Source organism: Pseudarthrobacter sulfonivorans, from assembly GCF_014712225.1.
GTDB lineage: Bacteria > Actinomycetota > Actinomycetes > Actinomycetales > Micrococcaceae > Arthrobacter > Arthrobacter sulfonivorans.
On record NZ_JACXBW010000010.1, the window covers coordinates 207,753 to 232,800 of the forward strand.

At 62.6% G+C, this 25,048-nt stretch carries 23 protein-coding genes; 20 read left to right on the forward strand and 3 right to left on the reverse strand.

Going from position 1 to position 25,048, the window contains the following annotated elements:
• Nucleotides 1-26: 26 nt before the first annotated feature.
• Nucleotides 27-1,007 (reverse strand): flavin reductase, encoded by a 981-nt coding sequence (locus IAQ70_RS14510; protein WP_190990013.1) that lies wholly within the window; start codon nt 1,005-1,007, stop codon nt 27-29.
• Nucleotides 1,008-1,058: 51 nt separating this feature from the next.
• Entirely contained in the window at nt 1,059-2,318 is a 1,260-nt protein-coding gene (locus IAQ70_RS14515) for an acyl-CoA dehydrogenase family protein (protein WP_190990014.1), read from the reverse strand.
• 231 nt (nt 2,319-2,549) lie between these two features.
• Here IAQ70_RS14515 and IAQ70_RS14520 point away from each other — a divergent pair, with 231 nt between their 5' ends.
• Genes IAQ70_RS14520 through IAQ70_RS14530 form a run of 3 tightly spaced genes read left to right on the forward strand, consistent with a single transcriptional unit; the run spans nt 2,550 to nt 5,185 of the window.
• On the forward strand, nt 2,550-3,521 hold the full coding sequence (locus IAQ70_RS14520; protein WP_223860077.1) for an alpha/beta fold hydrolase: 972 nt from the start codon (nt 2,550-2,552) through the stop codon (nt 3,519-3,521).
• Entirely contained in the window at nt 3,518-4,327 is an 810-nt protein-coding gene (hpaH, locus tag IAQ70_RS14525; protein WP_190990015.1) for a 2-oxo-hept-4-ene-1,7-dioate hydratase, read from the forward strand. The genes IAQ70_RS14520 and hpaH overlap by 4 nt, the downstream gene beginning before the upstream one ends.
• A 12-nt stretch (nt 4,328-4,339) precedes the next feature.
• Nucleotides 4,340-5,185, forward strand: a complete 846-nt coding sequence (locus tag IAQ70_RS14530; protein ID WP_190990016.1) for an HpcH/HpaI aldolase family protein — start codon at nt 4,340-4,342, stop codon at nt 5,183-5,185.
• On the opposite strand, the gene IAQ70_RS14535 is transcribed toward IAQ70_RS14530, so the two are convergent.
• Nucleotides 5,179-6,480 (reverse strand): TetR/AcrR family transcriptional regulator, encoded by a 1,302-nt coding sequence (locus IAQ70_RS14535; RefSeq protein ID WP_190990017.1) that lies wholly within the window; start codon nt 6,478-6,480, stop codon nt 5,179-5,181. The two genes, IAQ70_RS14530 and IAQ70_RS14535, sit on opposite strands and share 7 nt — an antisense overlap.
• Before the next feature lie 217 nt (nt 6,481-6,697).
• Between IAQ70_RS14535 and IAQ70_RS14540 the strand changes: the two genes are divergently transcribed.
• From IAQ70_RS14540 to IAQ70_RS14620, 17 genes are all read left to right on the forward strand, one after another.
• The gene (locus IAQ70_RS14540) at nt 6,698-7,507 is read left to right on the forward strand and encodes an IclR family transcriptional regulator (RefSeq protein ID WP_190990018.1); all 810 of its coding nucleotides are present in this window, start codon (nt 6,698-6,700) and stop codon (nt 7,505-7,507) included.
• Nucleotides 7,508-7,656: 149 nt separating this feature from the next.
• Nucleotides 7,657-8,661, forward strand: coding sequence for an ABC transporter substrate-binding protein (locus IAQ70_RS14545; protein ID WP_190990019.1), 1,005 nt, complete (start codon nt 7,657-7,659; stop codon nt 8,659-8,661).
• A gap of 5 nt (nt 8,662-8,666) precedes the next feature.
• Nucleotides 8,667-9,518 (forward strand): ABC transporter permease, encoded by an 852-nt coding sequence (locus tag IAQ70_RS14550; RefSeq protein ID WP_190990020.1) that lies wholly within the window; start codon nt 8,667-8,669, stop codon nt 9,516-9,518.
• Nucleotides 9,515-10,273 (forward strand): ABC transporter permease, encoded by a 759-nt coding sequence (locus IAQ70_RS14555; protein ID WP_190990021.1) that lies wholly within the window; start codon nt 9,515-9,517, stop codon nt 10,271-10,273. Before IAQ70_RS14550 ends, IAQ70_RS14555 begins: the two co-directional genes overlap by 4 nt.
• Nucleotides 10,274-10,282: 9 nt before the next feature.
• Complete coding sequence (locus IAQ70_RS14560) at nt 10,283-11,128, forward strand: ABC transporter ATP-binding protein (protein ID WP_190990022.1); 846 nt, start codon at nt 10,283-10,285, stop codon at nt 11,126-11,128.
• Nucleotides 11,129-11,178: 50 nt separating this feature from the next.
• Complete coding sequence (locus tag IAQ70_RS14565; RefSeq protein WP_263406507.1) at nt 11,179-12,408, forward strand: CaiB/BaiF CoA transferase family protein; 1,230 nt, start codon at nt 11,179-11,181, stop codon at nt 12,406-12,408.
• Nucleotides 12,409-12,462: 54 nt separating this feature from the next.
• Nucleotides 12,463-13,623, forward strand: coding sequence for an acyl-CoA dehydrogenase family protein (locus IAQ70_RS14570; RefSeq protein WP_190990023.1), 1,161 nt, complete (start codon nt 12,463-12,465; stop codon nt 13,621-13,623).
• Nucleotides 13,624-13,635: 12 nt separating this feature from the next.
• Entirely contained in the window at nt 13,636-15,111 is a 1,476-nt protein-coding gene (locus IAQ70_RS14575) for an aldehyde dehydrogenase family protein (RefSeq protein WP_190990024.1), read from the forward strand.
• Entirely contained in the window at nt 15,098-15,988 is an 891-nt protein-coding gene (locus IAQ70_RS14580) for a 3-hydroxyacyl-CoA dehydrogenase family protein (protein WP_317983669.1), read from the forward strand. The genes IAQ70_RS14575 and IAQ70_RS14580 overlap by 14 nt, the downstream gene beginning before the upstream one ends.
• Before the next feature lie 88 nt (nt 15,989-16,076).
• A complete protein-coding gene (locus IAQ70_RS14585; RefSeq protein WP_317983670.1) occupies nt 16,077-16,775 on the forward strand; it encodes an IclR family transcriptional regulator in 699 nt (232 codons plus the stop codon).
• A gap of 153 nt (nt 16,776-16,928) precedes the next feature.
• On the forward strand, nt 16,929-17,798 hold the full coding sequence (locus IAQ70_RS14590; protein ID WP_190990025.1) for an alpha/beta fold hydrolase: 870 nt from the start codon (nt 16,929-16,931) through the stop codon (nt 17,796-17,798).
• Nucleotides 17,799-17,829: 31 nt separating this feature from the next.
• Nucleotides 17,830-19,557 carry a bifunctional 3-(3-hydroxy-phenyl)propionate/3-hydroxycinnamic acid hydroxylase gene (locus IAQ70_RS14595; protein ID WP_190990026.1) on the forward strand — a complete coding sequence of 576 codons (1,728 nt, stop codon included), beginning with the start codon at nt 17,830-17,832 and terminating at the stop codon, nt 19,555-19,557.
• Nucleotides 19,526-20,464, forward strand: coding sequence for a 3-carboxyethylcatechol 2,3-dioxygenase (locus tag IAQ70_RS14600; protein WP_190990027.1), 939 nt, complete (start codon nt 19,526-19,528; stop codon nt 20,462-20,464). Before IAQ70_RS14595 ends, IAQ70_RS14600 begins: the two co-directional genes overlap by 32 nt.
• A complete protein-coding gene (locus tag IAQ70_RS14605; protein WP_190990028.1) occupies nt 20,464-21,279 on the forward strand; it encodes a 2-keto-4-pentenoate hydratase in 816 nt (271 codons plus the stop codon). Before IAQ70_RS14600 ends, IAQ70_RS14605 begins: the two co-directional genes overlap by 1 nt.
• A 10-nt stretch (nt 21,280-21,289) precedes the next feature.
• Complete coding sequence (locus tag IAQ70_RS14610; protein ID WP_190990029.1) at nt 21,290-22,228, forward strand: acetaldehyde dehydrogenase (acetylating); 939 nt, start codon at nt 21,290-21,292, stop codon at nt 22,226-22,228.
• A 2-nt stretch (nt 22,229-22,230) separates the two neighbouring features.
• Nucleotides 22,231-23,277, forward strand: coding sequence for a 4-hydroxy-2-oxovalerate aldolase (gene dmpG / locus IAQ70_RS14615; protein WP_190990030.1), 1,047 nt, complete (start codon nt 22,231-22,233; stop codon nt 23,275-23,277).
• A gap of 117 nt (nt 23,278-23,394) precedes the next feature.
• Entirely contained in the window at nt 23,395-24,582 is a 1,188-nt protein-coding gene (locus tag IAQ70_RS14620) for an acetyl-CoA C-acetyltransferase (RefSeq protein ID WP_190990031.1), read from the forward strand.
• The last annotated feature ends 466 nt before the right edge of the window (nt 24,583-25,048 follow it).

Here is a 25,048-nt window from a genome sequence, read left to right on the forward strand (position 1 = left end):
AAGCACGTGCGCGGGGGAGAGAGTCATCAGGCTATGCCTCCGCGTCCCAGGAGGGTGCCGAGCACACGTTCGGCCGTAGCAAGATCCTGGGCGGGGATCCCCCGGAGTTGCTCAACCGTGAACTGTTCGGCGCTGCGCCGCAGTGCGCCCCGTACTTCCCGTCCCTCATCGGTGAGGTCCCATTCGCCGCCGGGCAATTGAGCCACCTGGCCCTTCTGAACGAGCTCGGTTAGGGCGTCTTCCACGGCGCTTTCTCCCAGGAACGTTTCCAGCTCGAGAGTATCGGCGGCACAGGGACCCTGAGACAGGCGGTTGAGGATCCGACCGGTAGCGACAGTTACCCCGAGTTCCTGACGGTGTTCCTGAAACAGGGTGGACATGTGCTGATCGGCTGCCTTGACCAGGGACAGGAAGAGCGACTCCTCCGATTCCTGGCCGTCGTTGACGGTTGTGGAGGCGGATGCCGGAATGGCATCGGGGTGGGCGACCGGCACACCGTACTGGCCTTGGGCAAACAGCAGCGGTGCACCGTCGAAGCGAGCGAAACGCTCCACCCGACCGATCAGGATGTGGTGGTCGCCGCCGTCGACAACGGACTCGGTCACGCATTCGAAGTGCGCGATGGCGCCTTCCAGCAATGGGTCGCCGTGGCGTCCGGCGTCCCACTTTGCCTGGCCGAACTGGTTAGGCTGCGGGCGGCCGAACAGCCCGGAGACTTCCATTTGGTCTTCGCCCAGTACGTTGATGCTGAAGTGCCCGTTGTTGAGGAAGGAGGGCAGGCTCTTGGACTCTTTGCGTATGGACCATAGCACCAGGGGCGGGTCCAAGGAGACTGTGGAGAACGAGTTCGCGGCCATGCCGACCACCTCGTCACCGGCGCTGGTAGCTATCACCGTGACACCGGTGGCGAACTGGCCCAGCGCGCGCCTGAACGCGCGGAAGTCGTCGGCGGGATTGCCCTCCTCGACAGGGCCGGGGGAGTGCAACAGGTCAATTGCTTGATTCATCTGAATGGTCCTTTCACGGGTGCGGAAGCGGGCTCACGACGGCCCGGGACCTTACTTGTAGTAGCTGAGCGTGCCGAAGTCGGAGAACGGTGCCGGCGGCAGGCCGAAGAGCTCTTTGACGTACTGTCCGGCCGCGAGTTCCTTGCCCGCCGAGCCATGGTTTCGCGCCGCCATAAGGTCGCGCATGGTCTGCTGGAGCGGATTTGCGCTTGAGGATGCGGCAGCACCTGCGATCGGCCAGATTTCGGCGAAGGACTCGAAGCTGGCGGCAATCGCGTCAGCGGCCTCGAACCGGACGCGCATGCGTTCGAGTGGGCTGGCCTCCTGCCCCTGGCAAGCGAGATCAAAAAATTCGCGCCAGTTTTTCAGGTGACGATCCTTGACCGTGCGGACCCTTGTACGGGCTTCGGCGACCTTCAAGTGCAGGAACGGGTTCTGAGCAGCTGGTGCGCCAGTACCCTGGCGGGTAAGCCGGACCCGCGACTGCTCTATGAACGTCTCGATGCCCCCGGTCGCCGTTCCGATGGCTGTGTTGGCCGGTGTCGAATTGAAAAGCGACAGAAAGGAGACCCAGTACAGTGGGCGGTTGTTAACTTCCCACCCGGGGTTGGCATCGTTGTAGGTGTCAATCAGCATGTGCGTGCGGTATCCGGGGACAAAAACATTGCTCAGGGTCACGGACTTGCTGCCGGTGCCCTTCAGGCCCTGGACGTCCCAGCTGTTCTGATCAACGGCTGTATCACGGAGCGGAACGACAAATGTGCGGTCGCCGCCACCCAGGATGACCCACTGGGCGTGGTCGACGCCGCTGGAAAAGGTCCAGGTACCGTTGAGCCGGTAACCCCCTTCGACCGGTTCGAACTTGCCGACCGGCGCGTAGGAGCTTGAGGCGCGAGTGTCCGGGCTTTCGCCCCAGAACTCTTCCTGCATCCGTTCGTCCATGAGAGCGATCTCGAAGGAGTGGACGTTCAACTGGCCGGCGATCCAGGCAGCAGCACTGTCTGCCTCCGCAATGCGCATGATGCCCTCGAAGAACGACGCCGGGTCCATCTCCAGCCCGCCGTACTGCACCGGCGTGAAAGCACGGAACAGGCCCGTGCTGATCATTGCGTTGACGGAGCTGTCTGGAACGCGGCCTTCCTTCTCCGAAAGTGGACGTCCTGCCCGCACAACGTCAAGGATCCCGTCCACCGCGGCCAGATACTTCTTCCCCTCGGTGATTGCCCTGTTCCGGTAATCGCTCCAATCCTCGGCACGCGGTCCGAGGTAGTCATGGGCCTGTGTTGTGTGATCTTGGGCTGTGGTGTGCATCTGCATTCTCCTTGGTGCAAGGACTGGTGTTACCGGGAGCATATGCCGACAACCTGCACGGTCGCGAGGGCTGTCTTCCACATAGCGGAACGCTGCCGAAGGTTTTCCGGGCTCCCATTTTCGTTCATGACCACCCCTGTCGTAACTGGCCGAAATTCTGTGGACCAGTCATTCCATAATGCGGCATAAAACGATTCCTGTTTTCCAGGCTGGCCCCTAATGTGGGTCCCCATGCACCAGCGCGCCGAGAGGCGGCTCGACCTCGGCATCTTCGCCGTCCGGACTTACAGAAAGGAATCCATCATGACGGATACAGCGGACACACCTCGCTATCGCAGCGTATGGACTTACCTAAACACCGTTCCTCACACCATGGGCTGGGTGAACGCCGGTGAGGTCAGAACACGCTATCTCGAGGCTGGGAACCCCGATGGTCCTGTCATTCTTTTGCTTCACGGTACGGCGGGAAGTCTTGAAAACTTCTGCGCCAACTACGGGGCGCTGGCTGAGAGCCACAGAGTCATCGGCATCGACATGCTGGGGTGCGGCTACACAGACAAGCCCGACCGGCCATATCTGATTCCGGACTATGCCGGGCACGCGCTTGCTGTGCTGGATGCTTTGGGTATCCATGAAGTCTTCGTCATCGGCGTTTCCCTGGGCTCATGGGTCGGGGCAAGGCTCGCCCTGGACCACCCGGACCGGGTCACCCGCCTGGTCATGGTGGCCCCCGCCGGTGTCGTGGTTGACGCGGACGAAGAGAAGGACTTCGGCGCAGATGTGAGGCATCGCAGGCAAAACGCTGCCCAAGCACCCTCATGGGAATCGGTCGCCACAGCCATGGGCCGGTTGATGCTTAATCCTGAAGATCTCATCGATGACCTTGTGGGCGTCCGCCTGCGCATATACGAACAGCCGGAAATGGCCAAAGCAATGGGCCATCTGCTGGCCTTCACTGATGGTGGACAGCATCTTTCCCTTGAAGAGTGGGCGCGGCTGGAACAGCCGGTCATGGTGATCGCGGCGGTGGATGCCCCGAACATGTTCCTGGACAACGCACGGCTGCTCGGGCAGATCATCCGGAACGTCGAGGTGGTCGAGATGACGGGCTGCGACCATTGGGCACAATTCGAACAGGCCGACGAATTCAACCGGGTAGTCCTTGGCTTCCTCGGGGCCCTGCAGCGGGAGGATGCCCGATGACGGCGCTTGACCAGCAGACGTCTGATCTCCTGGCCCGTGAGTTGCATGAGGCAGAACAAAACCGGAAGCAGCTCCGGCATTTCTCGCAGCGATTCCCGCAGATGAGTATCGAGGACGGATACGCTGTTTCGCGGGCCTGGAGCCGGATCAAACAGAGGGAAGGCCAGCGCATCGTGGGTCATAAGATCGGCCTGACTTCACGTGCCATGCAGGTCAGCAGCCAGATTACAGAACCTGATTTCGGAACGTTGTTCGACGAGATGGTCTACGAGTCAGGCCAGGCAATCCGTGCGGAGCGCTTCATCCGCCCTCGAGTGGAGGTGGAATTGGCCTTCCTCTTAAAGACGCCGTTGGAGGGCGCGCACGTGACCATCAACGATGTCCTCAACGCAACCGACCGGGTAACTCCAGCCCTCGAGATCATCGACGCACGCATCGAACAAATCGACCGCGACACAGGTGAACCCAGGAAGGTCTTCGACACCATTTCCGACAATGCCGCCAACGCCGGCATTGTCATGGGTGGCACGCCTGTGAAGCCCGATGACGTGGACCTTCGCTGGGTCAGCGCACTCCTGTACCTGAACGGGGTAGTCGAAGAATCCGGCGTCGCAGCGGCCGTGCTGGGGCACCCCGCCAGTGGTGTCGCCTGGCTGGCGCGTCGGTTGCACGGTTTCGGTGAGCGGCTGGAAGCCGGGGAAATTATTCTCGCCGGATCGTTCACGCGGCCTGTGCCACTGGCTACCGGCGACGTCGTCCAAGCAGACTACGGGCCCCTCGGAACCGTGTCCTTCCAACTACTCTGAGCCCGGAGAACCATGTCCATCACGAGTAACACGCCGAGCAACCGGTTCAAGCAACGAATGGCGGCAGGCGAAACGCAAATCGGGCTGTGGTGCGTCCTGGCGGACGGCTACAGCGCGGAAATCATTGCCGGATGCGGGTACGACTGGCTGCTTCTCGATGCTGAGCACGGTCCCAACGACCTGCGTTCGGTCCTTGCCCAGCTCCAGGGCATCGCGGCCGCAGGTTCACTTTTGGGCGGAATGGCCCAAGACCTCTCCCAGCCCGTCGTGCGTCTGCCTCACGGGGACACGGTGCTTATTAAGCAATATCTGGAGGTGGGGGTGCAGAACCTGCTGATCCCGATGGTCAATACCGCCGCCCAGGCGGCCGAACTGGTCCGCGCCATTCGTTATCCGCCTTTCGGCATACGGGGCATGGGCAGCGGCCTCGGACGATCCTCCCGCTGGGGCCGCCTTACTGATTACGTCTCGGCCGCCGCCGACAACATCTGCCTCGTGGTCCAGATCGAGACCGTCCAGGCCCTTGAGAACCTTGGCGAGATCGCGGCGACAGAAGGAGTCGACGGCGTGCTGTTTGGTCCGGCAGATCTTGCCGCTGACATGGGATACCCGGAGCAACGTTCCCACCCGGAGGTCACGCGTGCAATTCAGGACGGCATAGCGACGGCCAAGAGTGCTGGCACTCCAAGCGGCATCATGCTCACTGACGTTGCCGCCGCCCAGGAATGGTTGCACAACGGCATCACCTTTGCCGGAGTGGGAGTGGACTCATCGCTGTTGGTCCGGGCGGCGGATCAACTCCTTGCCCACTTTCGCGACAATCGTGCTGGGTCACTGAGGGCAGTCAGCGCCTACTGAGCTCCATGGGTGGTCGTTGCCAGCCAATGATCCAACGGCTTAGTGAGCATGGGCACCAGGATGCCTGCTACCGCCTGGGGTGCCACTGTGCGCCCCAGCGCGGAGCCCAGCATCAGCCCTTCACACAGCCGGGCAACAGTCCACGCCAGATGAACCCTGATTGAGTTTTTGCCCTCGGCTTCGGGAAGAACTTCCTTGAACCAGTCAGCCAAGCGCTCTTCTGCCAAGGCTGTACCGGCCAGCACCGTGGAACCGCCCGAGGTTGGTGGGTCCCAGCGCTGGAGCTTCAGCAAGAGGCCGGCCTTCACGGTGTCGGGATGGTTAAGAACCTCGCTCATAAATGTTTCCAACGCGTAGGACAGGTCGTGCAGCCAGTCGTCGGTGGGGTTTGGCAGAACCAGAAATGGGGCCAGCAAGCCCACGAACGGCTCGGCGACAGCTGCCTTGATCAGCGTGTCTTTGTCCTTGTGGCGCCAATAGACTGAACTGCGCTTCATCCCAGAGGCCGCGCAGATCCGGCTCATCGTAGCGCCTTCATAGCCATGCTCCGCGACCAGCGCTCGCGTTACATGCAGCAGATTGTTGCCGCCTTCTCCGTCCGCTTCAGGAGTTGATCCCTCCGGTCTCGGGTGCTCACAAGGAGGCAGTTCGAAGGCCGCGGACGGCGGCTGGCGAGCCACTACATCGAAGGCGCCGGCCAATGCGTGCGCCAGAATGGTGCTGCGTTGGGCCGCATCCCTGTCGTCGGCCACGACGTCGGAGATGTAGTGCCCGTCGAGGAATGCCAGCGTCAGCCTTCCCATCCATTCGATCCCCGCCGAGCGGTCGCCGGTGTCTGCCGCTCGGGCGGAGAAAGCCCCGGCCCACCAGGCCTCGATGCGGCGTTGCGCGGCGGCACGCCTGCGCCGAAATGGCTCCTGCACCTTTGAATCGGCGGCGCTTCCCTCCAACGCGAGCATGATGCCCAGGCGCAGAGGATCCTCGGACTCCGAAGCGCGCAGTTCAGGCTCGAGCTCTTCGCGCAGTTGATCAAGGAGGGGCCGCTTAGGGCTGAACTCCTCCCAGGGGCGGCGCGATGGTGCCTGCTTCGAGTACGAGCTCTCCAAGGCTGCGGCAATGAGCTCATCCTTGTTCTCGAAAAACCAGTAGATCGAGCTTGCCGGCCGATCGGTGGCCTTAACGATTCGGGCAATGGTTGTGTTGTCGAACCCGTAGCGGCCGACCAGTTGCACGGTGGACTGAAGGATGCGCTGGAGACTCGCTTCCCCGCGAGCGTTTCGGCGGCTTGTGTTCATGGAAATCTCCCCTAGGAGGCGCGAGGACGGAACGCAACGCTGCCCACCATCGTACTTCTGCTGTCTCAGGACCACGGCATTGCCAGAATGTGGAACGCTCGTTACAATCAGTGTACCATTCACTACAGAAGTGAAACAGCTCACGGAATACTTTGGGGCTGATAAGGATGTTGCCCGGCCCCGTGCCGGCCCGCCCTGAATAAAAGTGGAGTCAACAATGACAGCAGTACTGGAAGAACAGCATGACCTCCGAGAGCGGCCCGGAGCCGATGTATCCAGAAGCGAACAGCAGGGGACGGCCTCCGTCCTGAAAGCTCTCCAGTTGCTGGACGTTTTCCGCGACGGTGGCCCGGTCCTGGGCGTCAGTGAGATTGCCCGCCGGGTAGGAGTTCCCACCTCAACGGCTTTCCGACTGCTGGCTTATCTGGTCGAGGGGGAGTTCATCACCAAGGAGGGCACCCGTTACCGTCTTGGCGACAAGCTCTTTCAACTCGGCAACCAGGTCTCCCTTTGCCTGCCCAAGGGGCTGCGCGAGCTGGCGGGTCCCCATCTGGGTGAGCTCTACGCCGCGACGGGCATGACCGTCAGGCTCGCCGTCCTAGAGGGTGCCGAAGTGGTTATCGTTGACAAAATTGTTGGCTTAAGGACGGTCCCGGCCGCGACGGCCATCGGCGGCCGAGTGCCGGCGACATGCACGGCGTTAGGTAAGATCATGCTCGCATTTCAGTCTGCGGGGGACATCGCCAAGGTTCTGCAGGCGCCGCTTCCACGACTGACGCGCTATTCCCCCTCCCAGCCCCGACTGCTGCACAAGCAGCTCATTGATATTCGCTCCACGGGTCTCGGTTACGACCTGGAAGAATCGGTGCTGGGTCAAGTGTGTGTGGCTGCTCCTATCCTGAGTGGCGGCGTGGCCGTGGCCGCTATTAGCCTGTCCGCCCGCACGCACCAGACAAACCTGACGCAGTCGACTGCAGCGCTGCAGCAGGCCGCAGGCCGAATTTCGGGTCTCCTCAACGCCCAATAGCCGCTTACGCCAACTAAGGTTTTGCGCCATCTGGAAAGGCGCGTTGCGCACCGTCAGGCCGCTTCGTAAGATTCTGTACCAAGCACTACATAAGTGATGCATAGCACAACATCCCGCTCACCATAGACCGGAGTTCCCCAATGCCCGTCATGACAAAAACTTCCTCCCCAGTCCGCCGCGCCACGGCCGCCGCAGCCGGTATTGCCCTGGCGTTGAGCCTCGGAGCCTGCGCTTCAGCCGCGCCTGCCGCGCCCGCCGCTGCCGACCAGGCCAAAGACCTCAAGGTCGGGGCAACGCCTACCTTGTCCGGTCTCGGGCTCCGTGTGGCCATCAGTGAGGGCAACTTCAGCAGCGATGGACTGAACGTGACCCCCGTTGTGAACAAATCAGCCAACGATGCCGTGCCCCAGCTCCTCAGCGGTGAGCTGCAGATAGCGCAGATGGACACCATCACGTTTATGCAGGCCCGCAGCCAGGGCCTGCCTGTCAGGATCATCGCCGTCAATGGCGAGCAGTCCACCAATGGCGAGGATGGCGCGATGTCCGCCGCGGGTGTCGTCGCCAAGGCGGATAGCGCGATCAGTTCACCGACCGACCTCGTTGGCAAGAAGGTCGGTGTGCCTGCGATCAAGACTCAGACGTGGATGAACATCAGGGCGTTCGTCGACGCCGCCGGGGGGGACTCTTCGAAGATCGAATTTGTGGAGGTCCCGTCCGCCCAGACCATCGACCTCGTGGTGCAGGGCACGGTTGATGCGTCCACCCCTGCTGAGCCCCTGATGTCGAGCTCGATTGCTGCAGGAAAGGTCAAGCTGATCCACAACACGGACGCGCCGGGCAACAAGGGAGTTCCCAGCTCTGTTTACGTAGCTACTGAGGAATTCATCGCCAAGAACCCGGACACCGTGACGAACTTTGCTGACAGCGTTTATGCGGCCGCCAAGGTAGTCAATGGCAACCGCGAGCTCGCTGCGAAGGTCGCCCAGTCGGAGCTCAAGTACACGCCCGAACAGCTGAAAAACGCCTTCTTCCAGACCTTTGGCGTCGCGGCGACAACGCCGGCCCAGATTGACCAAATCTCTAACCTCGCCGTCAAATACGGCATCCTGACCGACAAGCCCAAGGCCGAGGACCTCCTCGCTGATTCCAAATGAGCGAAATGACCCCCAAAAGTAACACGGCCGTCCTGGCCGGCGCCCGGACGAAAGCCCGGAAGGGTGGTTCCGCCGTTGCCGGGCGGCGGCGGGTTGGCATCGGTCCGAAACTGATCGCCATCGCAGGGGTCCTGCTCCTGTGGCAGCTTCTCTCCGTAAGCCCGCTGGTGGACAGTGACAGCCTTCCCGCCCCGGTGACGGTTTTCGCTGCGCTGCTCGGACTTTGGGGGACCGGTGCGTACTGGGCTGCACTCGGTACTACTCTGCAGGTGTGGGCCATCGGGTTGGCGCTCTGTGCGGTGATCGGAGTTCCCGCCGGGCTGCTGATCGGAGTATCCATGCGGGCAACGCAGAGCACGCGGTGGGTCATCGACTTCTTCCGAACCATTCCGACAATTGCTCTCCTGCCGCTTGTCCTCCTGCTTTTCGGGGCTACGAGCCGTATGGAGATTACGATGATCGTCCTGGCCGCAATCTGGCCACTGCTCATCCAGTCGATGTACGCGGCCAAACAGGTGGAACCTCTGCTGAAGTGGGTGTTCCGGGTGTTTCGGATTTCCACCATGGACCGTTTGCGTTTCCTCTGGGCGCCGAGTGTGACCCTGCTCGTCTCCACCGGGATGCGCCTGGCAGCCACCATGGCACTGCTCATGACCATCGCCGCCGAATACATCGGGGGGGCACCAGGACTCGGATTGGAACTGTCCCACATGGAACAGGCCTTCAAACGGCCCGAGGTCTTCGCGTATGCGATCACCGCCGGAATGATCGGCCTTCTGATCAACGCCGCCCTCGTCCTGTTCCAACGCCGGGTGCTCTGGTGGCACCCGATTATCCGAGGGGAGCGTTCCGAATGAAACGCCTCACATCTCTCGCCTGGGAAATCTGGCTCCCGTTAGTCCTTATCATCCTCTGGCTCGTGCTGTCGGCCGGCAGCAAATCCTTCTATTTCCCGCCACTAGCCAAGATCCTGGAGACAGTAAATCAACTGTGGTTCTTCGACGGGATCGTCGAGAACATGCTTCCGAGCCTGTTGCGGATCCTGACCGGATTCGGACTCGCCCTGCTTGTTGGCGTCATCGGCGGTGTCCTCTTGGGACTTCTGCCCCGTTTCGAGGAAGCGATCCGGCCGCTGTTGGAGTTCCTTAGGTCCACGCCAGGTGTTGCACTGCTGCCAATCGCCATTATCTTCCTTGGCATCGGCGACGGAATGAAGGTCTTCATGATCGCTCTTGCCTCCATGTGGCCGATCCTGCTGAACACCATCGACGGAGTGCGTTCGGTGGAGCCTGTGCTTCTTCGGATGGCCAGCAGTTACCGCATCCCGCTTAAGGACAAAGTCCGCTTTATTTACATCCCGAACGCGGCACCGCAAATATTTGCCGGTGCACGGGTAGCCCTGGCCATCGCCGCAGTTGTCATGGTGGTCACCGAGATGGTTGGCTCCCCGGGCGGCATCGGCTACTTCATTCTCGACTCCCAGCGCACCTTCAAGGTGCTGAACATGTGGTCCGGCATTGTGATGCTGGGCGTGCTGGGTTATCTCCTCAATTTCGGATTCCGACTGGTTGAGGCCCGGGTCCTGGACTGGCACAACAAGAAGAACGCTTAGGAGCCTGACATGAACAACTCTCAAACCCCGCTCGCGGGCCGCGTCCCGGCGCAAACGGACGAACTGCTCGTCGTCGAGAATCTCGGCAAAAGCTATGGCGACCACCAGGTGCTCGGTGACATCAGCGTCACCGTCCGCTCAGGTGAGTTTATGTGCATCGTCGGACCGTCCGGTGCTGGCAAAACTACCCTTCTGCAGTGCCTGTCGGGGCTTATCAACCCCACCAGTGGGACGGTGTCGCTCCGCGGCAAGGTGGTCACGGAACCACCCGCTGAAATGGCTATCGTCTTCCAGGATTACTCCCGTTCGCTCATGCCGTGGCTCTCCGTCCTGGACAACGTGATGCTTCCCCTGCGCTCAGCGACCAAAGATAAGGCCGAACGCAAAAAGAAGGCAATGGAAGCACTGATCGAGGTCGGGCTCAAAGACCACGTCGAAAAGTACCCATGGCAGTTGTCAGGCGGAATGCAGCAGCGCGTCGCCATCGCACGTGCCCTGGCCTATGCCCCGGCGATCGTCCTCATGGACGAACCGTTCGCCTCCGTGGACGCACAGACCCGAGGAGACTTGGAAGATCTGACGCTGAAGCTGAAAAACCACCTGGGCATCACGATCGTGCTCGTCACCCACGATATTGACGAGGCTGTTTACCTCGCCGATCGTGTTCTGGTTCTGGGTAACAAACCGACGCAGGTTGTCGACCTCATTGAAACCCACTTAGGTACGGAGCGCGATCAGATCAGTACCAAGGCGACCCGGGAATTCGCCCAACTCCGTACCCGGGTGTACCAGGAGATCCGGCACGGCGATATTCCCAGCTCCGCCGGGTCGGTGGCCGCACCGGCAGCCAGCTAAGACGAGGCCCCCTCACCTCGCGACCGGCAAATCTTCGAAAGGAACCCCCGTTGCTACCTCACGCCGAGCCGCGCCCAAATGCTCACCAGCGCCCGTTGGATGGCATAATCGTCGCCGACTTTTCGCGCGTCCTGGCTGGCCCTTTGGCAACCATGACGCTGGCGGACCTAGGCGCGCGGGTCATCAAGATCGAACGTCCGGGTGCCGGCGATGACACCCGAAGCTGGGGGCCTCCCTTCTCCCCAACCGGGGCAACCTACTTCGAAAGCGTGAACCGCAACAAAGAATCCATCTGCCTCGATCTCGCGGACCCGGATGACCAGGACACAGCGCGTGAGCTCAGCCGCAGAGCCGACATCGTCGTCGAAAACTTCAAACCAGGCGGCATGGCCAAGCTAGGTCTCGGCTACGCCGAACTGGCAGCAGAGAACCCAGGACTGATCTATGTGTCAGTCACCGGGTTTGGCAGCGGCGGAGGAGCGGACCTGCTTGGCTACGACTTCGTAGTACAGGCGCTTGGAGGCCTGATGAGCATCACCGGGCAAGCTGACGGCGACCCCACCAAGGCGGGTGTGGCACTCGTGGATGTCCTCACTGCCAAGGACGCAACCATCGGGGTACTGGCAGCACTCAATGAACGCAACCGCTCAGGGAAGGGTGCGCTGATAGAAGTCAACCTGCTCTCAAGCCTGCAGGGAGCACTCGCGAATCAGGGCCAAAGCTTCCTGGGCGCCGGAAAGGTGCCCGCCAGGATGGGCAACGACCACCCCTCGATCGTCCCTTATCAGTTGCTTCAATGCGCGGACGGCACCCTGGCAGTTGCCTGCGGAAACGATGGCCAGTTCGTCAAGCTCTGCGGCGCCCTGGGCCTCAGCAGACTGGCCGTGGACGAGCGGTTCCAGACCAACAACGCCAGGGTCCGGAACCGCCTGGACCTGATCCCACTGCTGGAGGATGCCCTGGCCCGCGCCGGTGCCCAATATTGGCAGGACACACTAAACCGCGCAGGTGTACCCGCGGGGCAGGTGGCCACCATCAAGGAATCGTTGGAGTTCGCAGAGTCGCTGGGGCTGGAGCCGACGATCCCCGTCCATGATGCCAGCGGCGAAATCACCGGCCGCCAGATCCGGCATCCGATCACGTGGACTCCACCGCTCGATCAGCGCCGGACAGCGCCCCCTGCTCTAGGCGAACACAGCGAATCAGTGCGGCGGTGGCTTACCAAGTCTGCGACCGGCCGCACTGCCTCTTCTGGCACAAAACAGGCAGCTGACGTATGACTCCTCCTGCCGATACCTCGAACCAGCCCCCCGAACACTGCACCAAAGGAAGACATGACTGACTCAACAGATCTGCTCAACTTCGACAGCCTGCTCAGCCCGGACGAGATCGCGCTCCGTAACTCCGTACGTTCCTTCGTCGACTCGACCATCAAGCCCAACATCGCCGCCTGGTACGAGTCCGCCGTCTTTCCGCTGGAAATTGTCCCCGAAATGGCCAAACTTGGCCTTCTCGGCATGCACTTGAAGGGCTACGGCTGCGCCGGCCGCTCTGCCGTCGAATACGGGCTGGCCGGCGCTGAGCTGGAAGCAGGCGACTCGGGCCTGCGGACCTTCGTCAGCGTGCAGGGCTCTCTGGCAATGAGCGCCATCTACAAGCACGGCTCCGAAGAACAGAAACAGGAATGGCTGCCCCAGATGGCTGCCGGTGAAGCGATCGGCTCGTTCGGGCTGACCGAGCCGACGGCGGGCTCGGACCCGGGCGCGATGAAGACCTTCGCACGCAGGGACGGCGAGGACTGGATCATCAACGGCTCCAAGCGGTGGATCGGTCTCGCCTCCGTTGCCAAGCTGACGGTTATCTGGGCACAGACGGATGACGGCGTCCGCGGGTTCATTGTGCCCACGGATACGCCAGGATTCACCGCGACGCCCATCGAACAGAAGCTGTCCATGCGGGCCTCCATCCAATGCGACATCGAGCTCACGGACGTACGTCTGCCTGCGGACGCAATGCTGCCTAACGCCAAAGGCTTGAGGGGACCTTTCGAGTGCCTCAACGAGGCGCGGTACGGCATCATCTGGGGCGCCATGGGTGCGGCGCGGGACAGCTACGCCACGGCTCTGGCCTACGCCCAGGAACGCCTGCAGTTCGACAAACCGCTGGCCGGATACCAGCTCACGCAGGAAAAACTCGTCAACATGGCACTGGAAATCAACAAAGGTTTCCTGCTCGCCCTGCACTTGGGCCGGCTCAAAGACGCCGGGATGCTGGAACCGCACCAGATCTCGGTGGGCAAGCTCAACAACTGCCGCGAGGCCATCAAAATCTGCCGCGATGCGCGCGCCATGCTGGGCGGAAACGGCATCACCCTGGATTACTCGCCGTTGCGCCATGCCAACAACCTGGAATCGGTCCGCACCTATGAAGGCACCGACGAGGTCCACACACTGATCCTCGGAAACAAGATCACCGGCATTCCCGCCTTTCGCTGAGAGAGCAAACCCATGACACCAGCCATCCAGCTTCAACACCTCATCAATGGGGCCTGGCAAGACGGGACCGCAAGTCCCCTGGCCAGCAGCAACCCGGCCCGCCCCGACGAGACCGTCGCCCACGGCCTCCAGGCAAGCGACGCCGAGGTGGACCGGGCCATGGCAGCGGCCACTGCAGCCAAGCGGGACTGGGCCCGAACCCCCGCCCATGAACGGGGTGCCGTGCTGCTCCGTGCAGCAGCCAGCCTGGAGGAGTCCGCTTCAGACCTGGGACTTGAACTGGCCCGCGAGGAAGGCAAGACCCGCCCTGAAGGCGAAGGCGAAGTGTTGCGGGCCGCCCAGATCCTCCGCTACTACGGGAACGACGGCGACCGCGCGGCCGGCGGAATCTATTCTTCACCCCGGCGCGGCGAAAAGATCCTGGTAACGCGAAAACCGTTAGGCGTGATCGGGGTGGTGACCCCGTTCAATTTCCCTATTGCCATCCCGGCATGGAAAATCGGCCCCGCCTTGGCCTACGGGAACACCGTGGTCTGGAAACCGGCCAGCACAGTGCCGCTGCTGGCCATGCGGCTGGCGCAAGCCTTAGGCGCAGCCGGCCTTCCAGCCGGGGTCCTGAATCTCCTGATTGGCCCCGGCTCCATGGGCAACAGCATTGTTGAACATCACGCATTGGACGGACTGACATTTACCGGGTCCACCGGTGTGGGCAGGAGCCTGGCCTCCAAAGCCGCCGGCCGCGGTGTTCCGGTGCAGGCAGAAATGGGCGGAAAAAACGCGGCCGTTGTGCTCTCTGATGCTGACCTTGACCTGGCCGTCGAACAGGTCATGCTTGGCGCCTTCAGGTCATCCGGACAAAAATGCACCGCCACATCCCGCCTAATCGTGGCCGAGAATATCGCCGACGAGTTTCTTGCCGAACTCGGGAAGCGGGCAGCCAACCTGCTAATAGGGGATCCGACGGCGGCCGGGACCGAGATGGGCCCCGTCATCAATGCCTCCGCACGCAAGTCCATCCAGCAGGGAATCGACACCGCACTCGCGCAAGGAGCCAGCCTCCTCGCCGGCGGGCACCCCTACACTGAGGGCGCCCTGGCCGACGGCCACTTCATTGCCCCGACCGTTCTCGAGCTGCCCGGCGACGGAACGCAGAATGTGTGGACCGAAGAGCTTTTCGGGCCAGTGCTGAGCGTTCGCCGTGCCCAATCAACCCAGGAAGCCTTTGAGCTGGCCAACGACAGCGAATTCGGCCTCTCGGCGGCACTGTTTACCCAAGACTTGACCACAGCCCTATCAGCCATGGATGAGATCGACGTCGGGATCCTGCACATCAACTCCGAATCAGCCGGGGCCGACCCCCACGTTCCCTTCGGGGGAGCCAAGAAGAGCGGCTACGGGCCGAAGGAACAGGGCGAAGCCGCCAGGGAGTTCTTCGCGCACACCACAACCGTCTACCTGCGCGGAGGTGCTGGCAGTGTCCAGTCCTGATCCCTCACGTCCTCAGATCCAACGCATCCTCGTTGTCGGCGCCGGGGCCATGGGCTCCCAGATCGCCATGGTTTTTGCCCTGGCCGGGCACGACGTCACCCTCCAGGACGTTATCGAGTCCGGACTGACGAGAGCCGGAGCCCAACTCGCCGACCGCATGGGCGCCGCCGTCGCCAAAGGCCGCATGAGCCAGGCGTGCGCCGAGGAAGCCCTGGGCAGGCTCAGTTTCAGCACTGACCTTGATCAAGCCGCATCAACTGCGGACTTCGTGATTGAAGCTGCAACCGAAAAACTGGAGATCAAACAACAGATATTCGCTGCCCTTGACCGAGCCGTCCCGGCCCATGCCATCCTTGCCACCAATTCCTCGACCTACGGTTCCTCAAAGGTGGCTTCAGTCACCAGCCGTCCGGAACGTGTCTGCAACGTGCACTTCTTCAACCCTGCACTGGTGATGAAATGCGTCGAAGTGGTCCGCCATCCGCAGACTTCACAGGAAACCATAGATGTGGTCATGGAACTTGTCCGCACGATTGGGAAGCAACCGGTGTTGCTCAACCAGGAAGTTCCAGGCTTCGTGGCCAACCGGCTGATGGGGGTACTCCGAGACGAAGCACTAAATCTGTACAGTTCCGGCGTGGCCAGCATTGAGGACATAGATGCGGCCGCGAAAACGGCGTTGGGACATCCCATGGGCCCATTCGAGCTCATGGATCTCGTAGGGCTGGACGTCAACTGCATGATTGCCCAAGCCACCTATGAGGAAACCGGCGACCCCGCAGACCTGCCCCACCCGATCATGCAGAAAATGTATGAATCAGGGAGGCTCGGACGCAAGAGCGGGATGGGCTGGTACAACTACGAAACCACTCGATGACAAGAGTGAGTGGCCCTTGCCGTCGGGCGTCCGTGATGAAACCAAGAAAATTGGAGCACCGGTTGTGTCTCGTCACTAGGCTGTCCCTGTGACTACAGAAATGCCCGCCAGCCCCTCGAGGACCGTTGGCTCCCAGACACTTGCCCGCGGACTGGAGGCCTTGAAGGCAATCGCCGACGCACGCGACGGGCTTGCGATCAATGACGTCGGCGAGCTTCTGGGTGTGCACCGCACTATCGCCTACCGCATCCTCAACACGCTGAGCGACGCGAAGCTGATACACCGAAGCGACGACAACCGCTACCGCGGCGCGGCAGGGCTGCTCCAGCTCACATCTGCAGCGCATGATGCGATTCGTGCCGCGGCCCTCCCGGTTCTGCACGATGTGGCCAATGACCTGGCATCAACGGTCTCGTTGCTCATTAGGGAGGGAAACGACGCGGTGGCGCTGGCCGTAGTAGAGCCGCGGGGCCCCTCGTACCATGTCTCATTTGCCCAGGGAAGCCGGCACCCGCTCAACCGTGGAGCCGCAGGACTAGCGATCCAAGCAAGCCAGCCACCGTTGTCCTCAGAAGCCGAAGAGGTCCGGATTGCCAGAGCCAACGGCTTTGCCATCACCTTCGGTGAAGTTGAACCCAACATGTACGGACTGGCCGCCCCCATCAAAGGTTCTGGACCGGAGCTCGCCGCCTGTATCAACCTCATCACGACCCGGAGGGAAGTCGCGGAAGGCGCCGCCACGGCCATTGTTGCCGCGGCGGAGCGTATTTCCAGCCGTCTTGGCTGAACTTGAATGGCCGAAAGACGTGGACTTCAGGACATTCCACTAGCCGGCAAGCTGCCATAGACACCCACGTCACCGCAGTGATTCGATGTCGTCATCGAAGTGCAATTATCGCCTTTGCGTGTGCGATAAATACACAATCTAGGGAGTTTAGCTATGACACCGCGTCCGTACACCAGCGTCTGGTCCGACCTTGCCCAGACTGAATTCAGCCAGGGCTACATCCAGGCCGGCCCGTACCGCACCCGCTACCTGCACGCAGGGGACTCCTCAAAGCCCACGCTGATCGCCATGCACGGCATCACCGGCCACGCCGAGGCATACGTCCGCAACCTCCAGCCCCTGTCGGAGCATTTCGATGTGTGGGCCATCGACTTCATCGGCCATGGCTACAGCGCAAAGCCTGAACACCCTCTGGAGATCAAGCACTACATCGAACAGGTCCTCGGATTCATGGAGGCAATCGGCGTCGAGAAGGCGTACCTCACCGGCGAATCACTGGGCGGCTGGGTCACGGCACAGTTTGCCATCGACTACCCGGAAAAGGTCGAACGCATCTTCCTGAACACCATGGGCGGGACGATGGCCAACCCGGTAGTGATGGAGCGTCTTTACACGCTGTCCATGGAAGCTGCCAAGGACCCTTCCTGGGAGCGGGTAAAAACCCGGCTTGAGTGGCTCATGGCCGACCCTGCCATGGTCACCGACGACCTGATCCGCACCCGCCAGGACATCTTCCAACAGCCGGGCTGGCTCCAGGCCTGCGAGGCCAACATGGCCCTCCAGGACCCCGAGACACGCAAACGCAACATGCTCACGGACGAGGCCCTTGCCCAGATTAAGGCTCCGGCTTTGGTGCTGTGGACAACCAAGGACCCCTCCGGCCCGGTCGACGAAGGACGCCGAATCGCCGGCCTCATCCCCAATAGTGAACTGGCCATCATGGAAAACTGCGGCCACTGGCCCCAGTACGAGGATCCGAACACGTTCAACAAAATCTTCCTTGACTTCATGCTGGCCCGCTAGGGCCCACCTGCAACGACGCGAAAGCACCGAAATGACAAGCAATAACTTCGATATTGAAACCGATGTCCTGGTGGTGGGCGCCGGTCCGGTGGGGCTCATGCTCGCCAACCTGCTCGGCATGTACGGCCAGGACGTCACCCTCGTGGAAAAGTTGCCCGAGTTGATCGACTACCCGCGCGGAGTCGGTATCGACGACGAATCCCTCCGCTCAGTCCAGACAATCGGCCTGACGGAAACGGTCCTGCCACACACCACCGCACAGCACATCATGCGGCTGGTCAACGGCCGGGGCAAGGTCATTATGACCAACGAGCCCAAGGCCGACGAGTTCGGCTGGCCCCGCAAGAGCGGCTTCGTCCAGCCCCTGGTGGACCGCGCACTGTTCGATGGCCTGGACCGCTTCGCATCCGTCACGGCGCACTTCGGCCACACCGTCGTAGACGCAGTGGAATCAGCCGACGCCGTCATCGCCACCGTTGAGTACAACGATGGTGGCACGCCTGCGGTCAAGCGGATCAAAGCCCAGTACCTCGTCGGTTGCGAAGGCGGAAAGTCACCGACCCGCAAAAGGCTCGGTACAACGTTTGAAGGCCAGTCGCCGTCGACCCGCTGGCTCGTGGTGGACGTCGAGAACGACCCCTTGGGTACCCCGAACGTCTTCCTCGGCGCGGACCCGAAGCGGCCCTACGTTTCCATCGGCTTGGCGCACGCGATCCGGCGCTGGGAGTTCATGATCTTCGATCACGAAACCGACGAGCAGGTCACAGACAAGAAGTTCATTTACAACCTGCTCAAGGACCACGTCCCCAACCCGGACGAGCTGGAAGTCATCCGTGAACGCGTCTTTACGCACCATGGGAGGATTGCCGGTACGTTCCGCAAGGGCCGCCAGATTGTTGCCGGCGACGCCGCACACCTGATGCCCGTCTGGATGGGCCAGGGCTGGAACTCCGGCGTCCGCGATGCCACCAACCTCGCATGGAAACTGTCGACTGTGCTGCGAGGTCAGGCGGGGGAGGGGCTCCTCGACACCTACGAGGACGAGCGCCGTGACCATGCCAAGGCCATGATCGACCTCTCCCTGACACTGGGCGCGATCATCAAGCCCACCAACCCGGTGGTGGTGGGTGCCCGCGATGCGACAGCAGCGGTCCTGAACCTGTTCCCGCAGGTGAAGTCCTATTTCTCGGAGATGCGCTTCAAACCGATGCCGCGCTACACCAAAGGTGTCGTCGTGGACCCCACCTCCGCTGCCGCCGGTACCGCTAGGGCACGGCTCACGAGCAAGCTGATTCCCGTCCTGACGGCCAATAACCTCAACTCGTCGGTGGGTGTGCAGTTCATCCAGCCCCGGGTCAACACCAAGGGCGCGCAGGGCATCCGGCTTGATGATGCCATCGGCAAATGGTGGACCGTGCTGGCGTGGGGCAATAACCCCAAGGGCATGTTCAGCGCCGAGGAAATTGCCCGGCTGGAAGCACTTGGTGCCACCCTTGTCGCCGTCGTACCCGAATCACAGCGCCGCTGGGCCGAGGAGCGCTACAGCCACGACGTGACCGTCGTCGGCGACGCCGAAGGCCGCCTCAAGAAGTGGTTCGATGACCGCCCCACCCCGGTGCTTTTCATCCGCCCGGACCGCTTCGTTGCCGGTGCCTGCCTGGCACAGGACGCACCGCGCACTCTCGCAGCCATCCTCACTGCAATGTCTTTCAAGGAAGGAGCCAGCCATGACGCTCGCACTCGTCTGCATGTCGCATAGCCCGCTTCTGGAGGTCACCGAACCGCCGGAAGAAATCCAGAACGACGTCGACGCCGCCTTCGCGGTGGCGCGCAAGTTCGTCGAGGACTTCGACCCGGACCTTGTAGTCTCTTTCGCGCCGGACCACTACAACGGCTTCTTCTATGAGCTGATGCCGCCGTTCTGCATCGGCTACGATGCCGTTTCCGTGGGCGACTACGGTTCCGAGGAAGGTCCATTGAACGTCCCCACGCAGATTGCCAGGGACCTCGCCCAAGCAGTCATCGACGCCGACCTGGACGCTGCGATCTCGCTGAAGATGGAAATCGATCACGGCGCCGTCCAGCCCCTGGAGGTTCTCTTCGGCTCCATCGCGGCCAAGCCGGTAGTACCGATTTTCGTCAACTCCGTGGCCCCGCCGTTCGCGTCGATGCGCCGCGTGCGGCAGCTGGGCACCGCCGTCGGGAATTACCTCAAGACGCTGGACCGGAAGGTCCTCATCATCGGTTCCGGCGGTCTTTCCCACGACCCGCCGGTGCCCCAGATTGCCACCGCGACTCCGGAGCAGAAGGCAATGCTGCTCAACGGCAGGCACCCAACGGCTGCCGCCCGCAACGCACGGCAGCAGCGTGTCATCGACACCGCCGCAGCGTTCGCGAAAGGTGAGGCCAGCATCATGGACCTCAACCCCGAATGGGACCGTGAATTCCTCGCCATCATCGCGTCCGGGGACCTGGAGAAGCTGGACGCCTGGACCGCCCCGGCCATGGCCGCCGCAGCCGGCAACTCCGCCCACGAAGTCCGCAACTGGGTGGCCGCCTACAACGCGCTTGCAGCAGCAGGCGATTACGCGGTCACCTCCGAGTACTACCGCCCGATTCCCGAATTTATCGCCGGCTTCGGCGTGACCACAGCGATGGTGAAATGATGAGCACACAGACCGAAACCGCACGTACCGAGCTGAAAGATCAGCTCGCCGCGGAACTGCTGGAGGCCACCGGCACTCTGGTACCTGTGGCACCTTTACGGGACCGGCTGCAGGACATGACCGTCCAGGACGCCTACGAAATTCAGACAGCCCAGCTTGAGCAACACGTTGCCGCCGGGCGGGTACTTGCCGGCCGCAAAGTCGGGCTGACATCCCTTGCCATGCAGCGGCAGTTGGGCGTTGATTCTCCGGACTTCGGGTTCTTCTTCGAGGACATGGTCCACCATGATGAGGCCCGGATCCCGGCCTCCCAGTTCATTCAGCCCAAGGTGGAACCGGAACTCGGTTTCGTCCTGAAGGAGCCCCTTCAGGGCCCAGGTGTCACCTTGGAGCAGGCGGCGGCCGCCATCGGCGCCATTTACCCCGCCATCGAAATCATTGACTCCCGGATCAGGGACTGGGACATCAAACTCGTCGACACCATCGCCGACAACGCCTCCTGCGGTGCCATCGCAGTGAGTGCCCACGCTCTGTGGCTGGATTCCGCCGATCCCACGGGGCTCCTGGATGTCACCTGCTCACTGGTGATCGACGGGGAGGTAACCGGCACCGGGACCGGCGCGGACGTCATGGAGCACCCCCTTGCGCCGCTGGCTTGGCTGGCCAACGTGCTGGGTGAGCAGGGCGTGGCGCTGGAAGCAGGCCAGCTGATCCTGCCCGGCTCCTTCACGGTAGCCATGCCGGTCGTAGCCAACAGCACCGCGACGGCCGATTTCGGCCCGCTGGGTTCACTGACTATTCACTTCACAGACTAAGGACACCACCATGGCAAAGAAAACAGCCGCCATCGTCGGCTCAGGCAACATCGGCACCGACCTGATGTTCAAAATCATGCGGCGCAGCAAGAACATTGAAGTCAAGTACATGATCGGCGTGGACCCGGCCTCGGACGGGCTCGCTCGTGCAGCCCGCCTGGGCATCACCACGTCCGCGGAGGGTGTTGACTGGCTCCTGGCCCAGGATGAGCTCCCTGACTTCGTCTTCGAATGCACCTCAGCCAAGGCGCATAAGGCCAATGCACCCAAGTACAAAGAAGCGGGGATCCACGCGATCGACCTGACCCCGGCCGCCGTCGGCCCGTACCTGTGCCCGGTGGTGAACCTGGACGCGCTCGAGGACGTCCTGAACGTGAACATGATTACCTGCGCCGGGCAGGCCACCACCCCGATCGTCGCCGCGATCTCCTCCGTGGTCCCCGTGGACTACGCCGAGATCGTCGCCTCCATCGCCTCCAAGTCCGCCGGTCCGGGTACACGGGCCAACGTGGACGAGTTCACCGAGACCACGGCCAAGGCCCTTGAGGAGGTCGGCGGTGCCAATCGGGGCAAGGCCATCATCATCATCAACCCGGTGGAACCGCCCATGATCATGCGCAACACCATCTACGCCGCGATCCCTGCCGAAGCCGCCGAACCCGGCCCGCTCCAGGACCGGATCGTCGCCAGCATCAACGAAGCGGTCGCCAGCATCCAGGACTACGTCCCTGGCTACTCGCTGCGTGTGGAGCCGCAGTTCGACACGGCCCGGGAGGACTGGGACGGCAACGGCCGGGTGGGTGTCTGGGTCCAGGTCAAGGGTGCCGCTGATTACCTGCCCGAGTACGCGGGGAACCTGGACATCATCACCGCCGCCGCCACCCGGACTGCTGACCTTCTGGCCGAACGCATGGACGCCGCCACCTCTTCAACACTCGTAGGAGCCTAACCATGACCCCCACCACCGAGACCACAGCACAGAACCTGAGCGTCCGGCTGACGGACACCACGCTGCGCGATGGCTCCCACGCCATGAGCCACAAATTCACCGAAGCCCACGTCCGTTCCGTGGTCCGCGCCCTGGACGACGCCAAGATCGAAGTCATCGAAGTCACCCACGGCGACGGCCTGGGCGGGTCCTCCTTCAACTACGGGTTCTCCCTCACCCCGGAACTGGACCTGGTCCGGGCCGCCGTGGACGAAGCGAAGAACGCCAAGATCGCGGTGCTTATGCTCCCGGGTCTGGGCACCATCCACGACCTGAACCAGGCGCACGAAGCCGGCGCGTCCGTGGCCCGCATCGCCACCCACTGCACCGAAGCCGACGTCTCCATCCAGCACTTCCAGCACGCCCGGAAACTCGGCATGGAAACCGTCGGATTCCTCATGCTCTCGCACCGGACTACGCCAGAAAACCTGGCCGAACAGGCACGCATCATGGCCGACGCAGGATGCCAGTGCGTCTACGTCGTGGACTCCGCCGGCGCACTCATCCTCGAGGATGTCTCCGACCGCGTCACAGCCCTCGTTGCCGAGCTCGGCAACGACGCCCAGGTCGGGTTCCACGGACACCAGAACCTCAGCTTCGGCGTCGCGAACTCCGTCTACGCCGCCCGCGCCGGGGCCAAACAGATCGACGGGACACTCCTGGCCCTCGGCGCCGGGGCGGGAAACTCACCCACCGAGGTCCTCGCCGCCGCCTTCGAACGCCTCAACATCAGCACTGGCGTGGACGTCCACGGCGTGATGGCCGCAGCCGAAGACGTGGTCAAGCCCATCATCACCCGGATGCCAATCATGGACCGGGCCTCCATCATGCAGGGCTACGCGGGGGTCTACTCCTCCTTCCTGATCCACGCCGAACGCGCCGCAGAACGCTACGGCGTTCCCGCCTGGCAAATCCTCGAAGAAATCGGCAAAGCCGGCTACGTAGGCGGCCAGGAAGACATGATCGTCGACGTCGCCGTCCAGCTCGCCTCCGGTGCGCGGGTCGCCTGAACAGCCTTCCACCCGGAACTGCGCGTCGCCCTTCCAGCCATCCGATATGGCGCAATCAGGTGAACGGCTGCCCTCAGATCACGGTGCTTCCGCCCCGTCACCCGTCCAAGGAGAAAAATGAACACCAGTTCAGATGTTGTCATCGTTGGTGCAGCCCGCACACCGCAGGGCAAGCTGATGGGCCAGCTCGCCCCGTTGTCCGCTGTTGAGCTAGGTGGTGCGGCGATCGCCGGTGCGCTGGAGAAGGCGGGGGTCCGGCCGGACGCCGTCGAAGCGGTCATCATCGGTCATGTCCTTCAGGCGGGCGCCGGCCAGAATCCTGCCCGGCAGGCCGCCGTCGCCGGTGGTATACCGCTCAGTGCCCACGCGGCCACCGTCAACAAGGTGTGCTTGTCCGGGCTGAGCGCCATCATCGAGGCAACCCGGCTGCTGCGGCTCGGAGAAGCCGCGGTGGTGGTCGCCGGCGGGCAGGAATCCATGTCCAATGCCCCGCACCTGCTGCCCGGTTCCCGCGCCGGGCACCTTTACGGCGACGCGGCGCTGGTCGACTCCGCCGCCCACGACGGCCTCACGGACGCCTTCGACCAGGAATCCATGGGCCTGGCCACCGACCGCGCCAACGCGGCGCTGGGCATCAACCGCGCCGATCAAGACAAGGCCGCCGCCGATTCGCATTGGCGTGCCGCTGCCGCCCAGGCTACCGGGCTTTTCGACGCCGAGATCATCCCCGTCAAGGTGCCGCGGCGCCGGGGGGAGGCCGAACTCGTAACAACCGATGAAGGTGTGCGTCCCAAAAGCACCGAAGAATCACTCGGCAAACTCCGGCCAGCCTTCTCCGTTACCGGCACGGTGACCGCCGGCAACGCCTCCCCGCTCAACGACGGCGCGGCCGCCGTTGTCCTGACCACCCGCGGCTACGCGGAAACGCACGGGCTGGAGATCCTGGCGACGGTCGGGGCCCCTGGACAGACCGCCGGCCCGGACACCTCGCTGCCGGACAAACCTGCCCGCGCCATCAGCAAGGCACTGGAAACAGCAGGCTGGGCCGTGGAGGACCTGGACTTCGTAGAGATCAACGAGGCGTTCGCCTCCGTAGCCCTGCACTCCGCCGAACAGCTCGGCCTCAGCGTGGACAAAGTCAACGTCAACGGGGGAGCCATCGCGCTCGGCCATCCGATCGGCGCCTCCGGTGCGCGCGTGGTGGTCTCCGCCGTGCACGAACTCATGCGTCGCGGCACCGGCAAAGCGGCCGTGGCACTATGCGGCGGCGGCGGCCAGGGCGAAGCGCTGCTCCTTTCGCGCTAACTACCGCTTTTTCGACCCTTGGCGTCTCCTTCACTCACAGCTACGGCAGAGCACCGATGTGAGTGAAGGAGACACCATGATGACACCCACAACCTGACGTCTGGGGAATCATGCGCTTCAAGAAACGAATCGCCATGAAGGACTATGTGGATCGCCGCGGTCCACCCGACGTCAGGTAGCTTTTTGTCGATTGCAGTCTGACGGTAAGCCACCAATTGCGACCGACTCACCCTTTACTCACCCCAATCAATGACAAAGGACAAGCATCCAACAGTTGCCGAAGACCGCAGAAACCCCTAGATTTTGGGCATAACAGCACCCTCCCAACCTGCCAGAAGGCGTCCAGACCCAAAGCGGGGGTCGTCAGTTCGAATCTGACAGGAGGCTCCAGTTGTGGCTTTGACTTGCGGTCTAAGTGTCAAGTGCAAAGGCCTTGGTGCCAAGCGGTTGATGCCTCGGGAAGCCA

Bases quoted from the DNA above. Each gene is read 5' to 3' on its own strand.
- IAQ70_RS14510 (WP_190990013.1), bottom strand. From the start codon at position 1,007: ATGAATCAAGCAATTGACCTGTTGCACTCCCCCGGCCCTGTCGAGGAG.
- IAQ70_RS14515 (WP_190990014.1), bottom strand. From the start codon at position 2,318: ATGCACACCACAGCCCAAGATCACACAACACAGGCCCATGACTACCTC.
- IAQ70_RS14520 (WP_223860077.1), top strand. From the start codon at position 2,550: ATGCACCAGCGCGCCGAGAGGCGGCTCGACCTCGGCATCTTCGCCGTC.
- hpaH (WP_190990015.1), top strand. From the start codon at position 3,518: ATGACGGCGCTTGACCAGCAGACGTCTGATCTCCTGGCCCGTGAGTTG.
- IAQ70_RS14530 (WP_190990016.1), top strand. From the start codon at position 4,340: ATGTCCATCACGAGTAACACGCCGAGCAACCGGTTCAAGCAACGAATG.
- IAQ70_RS14535 (WP_190990017.1), bottom strand. From the start codon at position 6,480: ATGAACACAAGCCGCCGAAACGCTCGCGGGGAAGCGAGTCTCCAGCGC.
- IAQ70_RS14540 (WP_190990018.1), top strand. From the start codon at position 6,698: ATGACAGCAGTACTGGAAGAACAGCATGACCTCCGAGAGCGGCCCGGA.
- IAQ70_RS14545 (WP_190990019.1), top strand. From the start codon at position 7,657: ATGACAAAAACTTCCTCCCCAGTCCGCCGCGCCACGGCCGCCGCAGCC.
- IAQ70_RS14550 (WP_190990020.1), top strand. From the start codon at position 8,667: ATGACCCCCAAAAGTAACACGGCCGTCCTGGCCGGCGCCCGGACGAAA.
- IAQ70_RS14555 (WP_190990021.1), top strand. From the start codon at position 9,515: ATGAAACGCCTCACATCTCTCGCCTGGGAAATCTGGCTCCCGTTAGTC.
- IAQ70_RS14560 (WP_190990022.1), top strand. From the start codon at position 10,283: ATGAACAACTCTCAAACCCCGCTCGCGGGCCGCGTCCCGGCGCAAACG.
- IAQ70_RS14570 (WP_190990023.1), top strand. From the start codon at position 12,463: ATGACTGACTCAACAGATCTGCTCAACTTCGACAGCCTGCTCAGCCCG.
- IAQ70_RS14575 (WP_190990024.1), top strand. From the start codon at position 13,636: ATGACACCAGCCATCCAGCTTCAACACCTCATCAATGGGGCCTGGCAA.
- IAQ70_RS14590 (WP_190990025.1), top strand. From the start codon at position 16,929: ATGACACCGCGTCCGTACACCAGCGTCTGGTCCGACCTTGCCCAGACT.
- IAQ70_RS14595 (WP_190990026.1), top strand. From the start codon at position 17,830: ATGACAAGCAATAACTTCGATATTGAAACCGATGTCCTGGTGGTGGGC.
- IAQ70_RS14600 (WP_190990027.1), top strand. From the start codon at position 19,526: ATGACGCTCGCACTCGTCTGCATGTCGCATAGCCCGCTTCTGGAGGTC.
- IAQ70_RS14605 (WP_190990028.1), top strand. From the start codon at position 20,464: ATGAGCACACAGACCGAAACCGCACGTACCGAGCTGAAAGATCAGCTC.
- IAQ70_RS14610 (WP_190990029.1), top strand. From the start codon at position 21,290: ATGGCAAAGAAAACAGCCGCCATCGTCGGCTCAGGCAACATCGGCACC.
- dmpG (WP_190990030.1), top strand. From the start codon at position 22,231: ATGACCCCCACCACCGAGACCACAGCACAGAACCTGAGCGTCCGGCTG.
- IAQ70_RS14620 (WP_190990031.1), top strand. From the start codon at position 23,395: ATGAACACCAGTTCAGATGTTGTCATCGTTGGTGCAGCCCGCACACCG.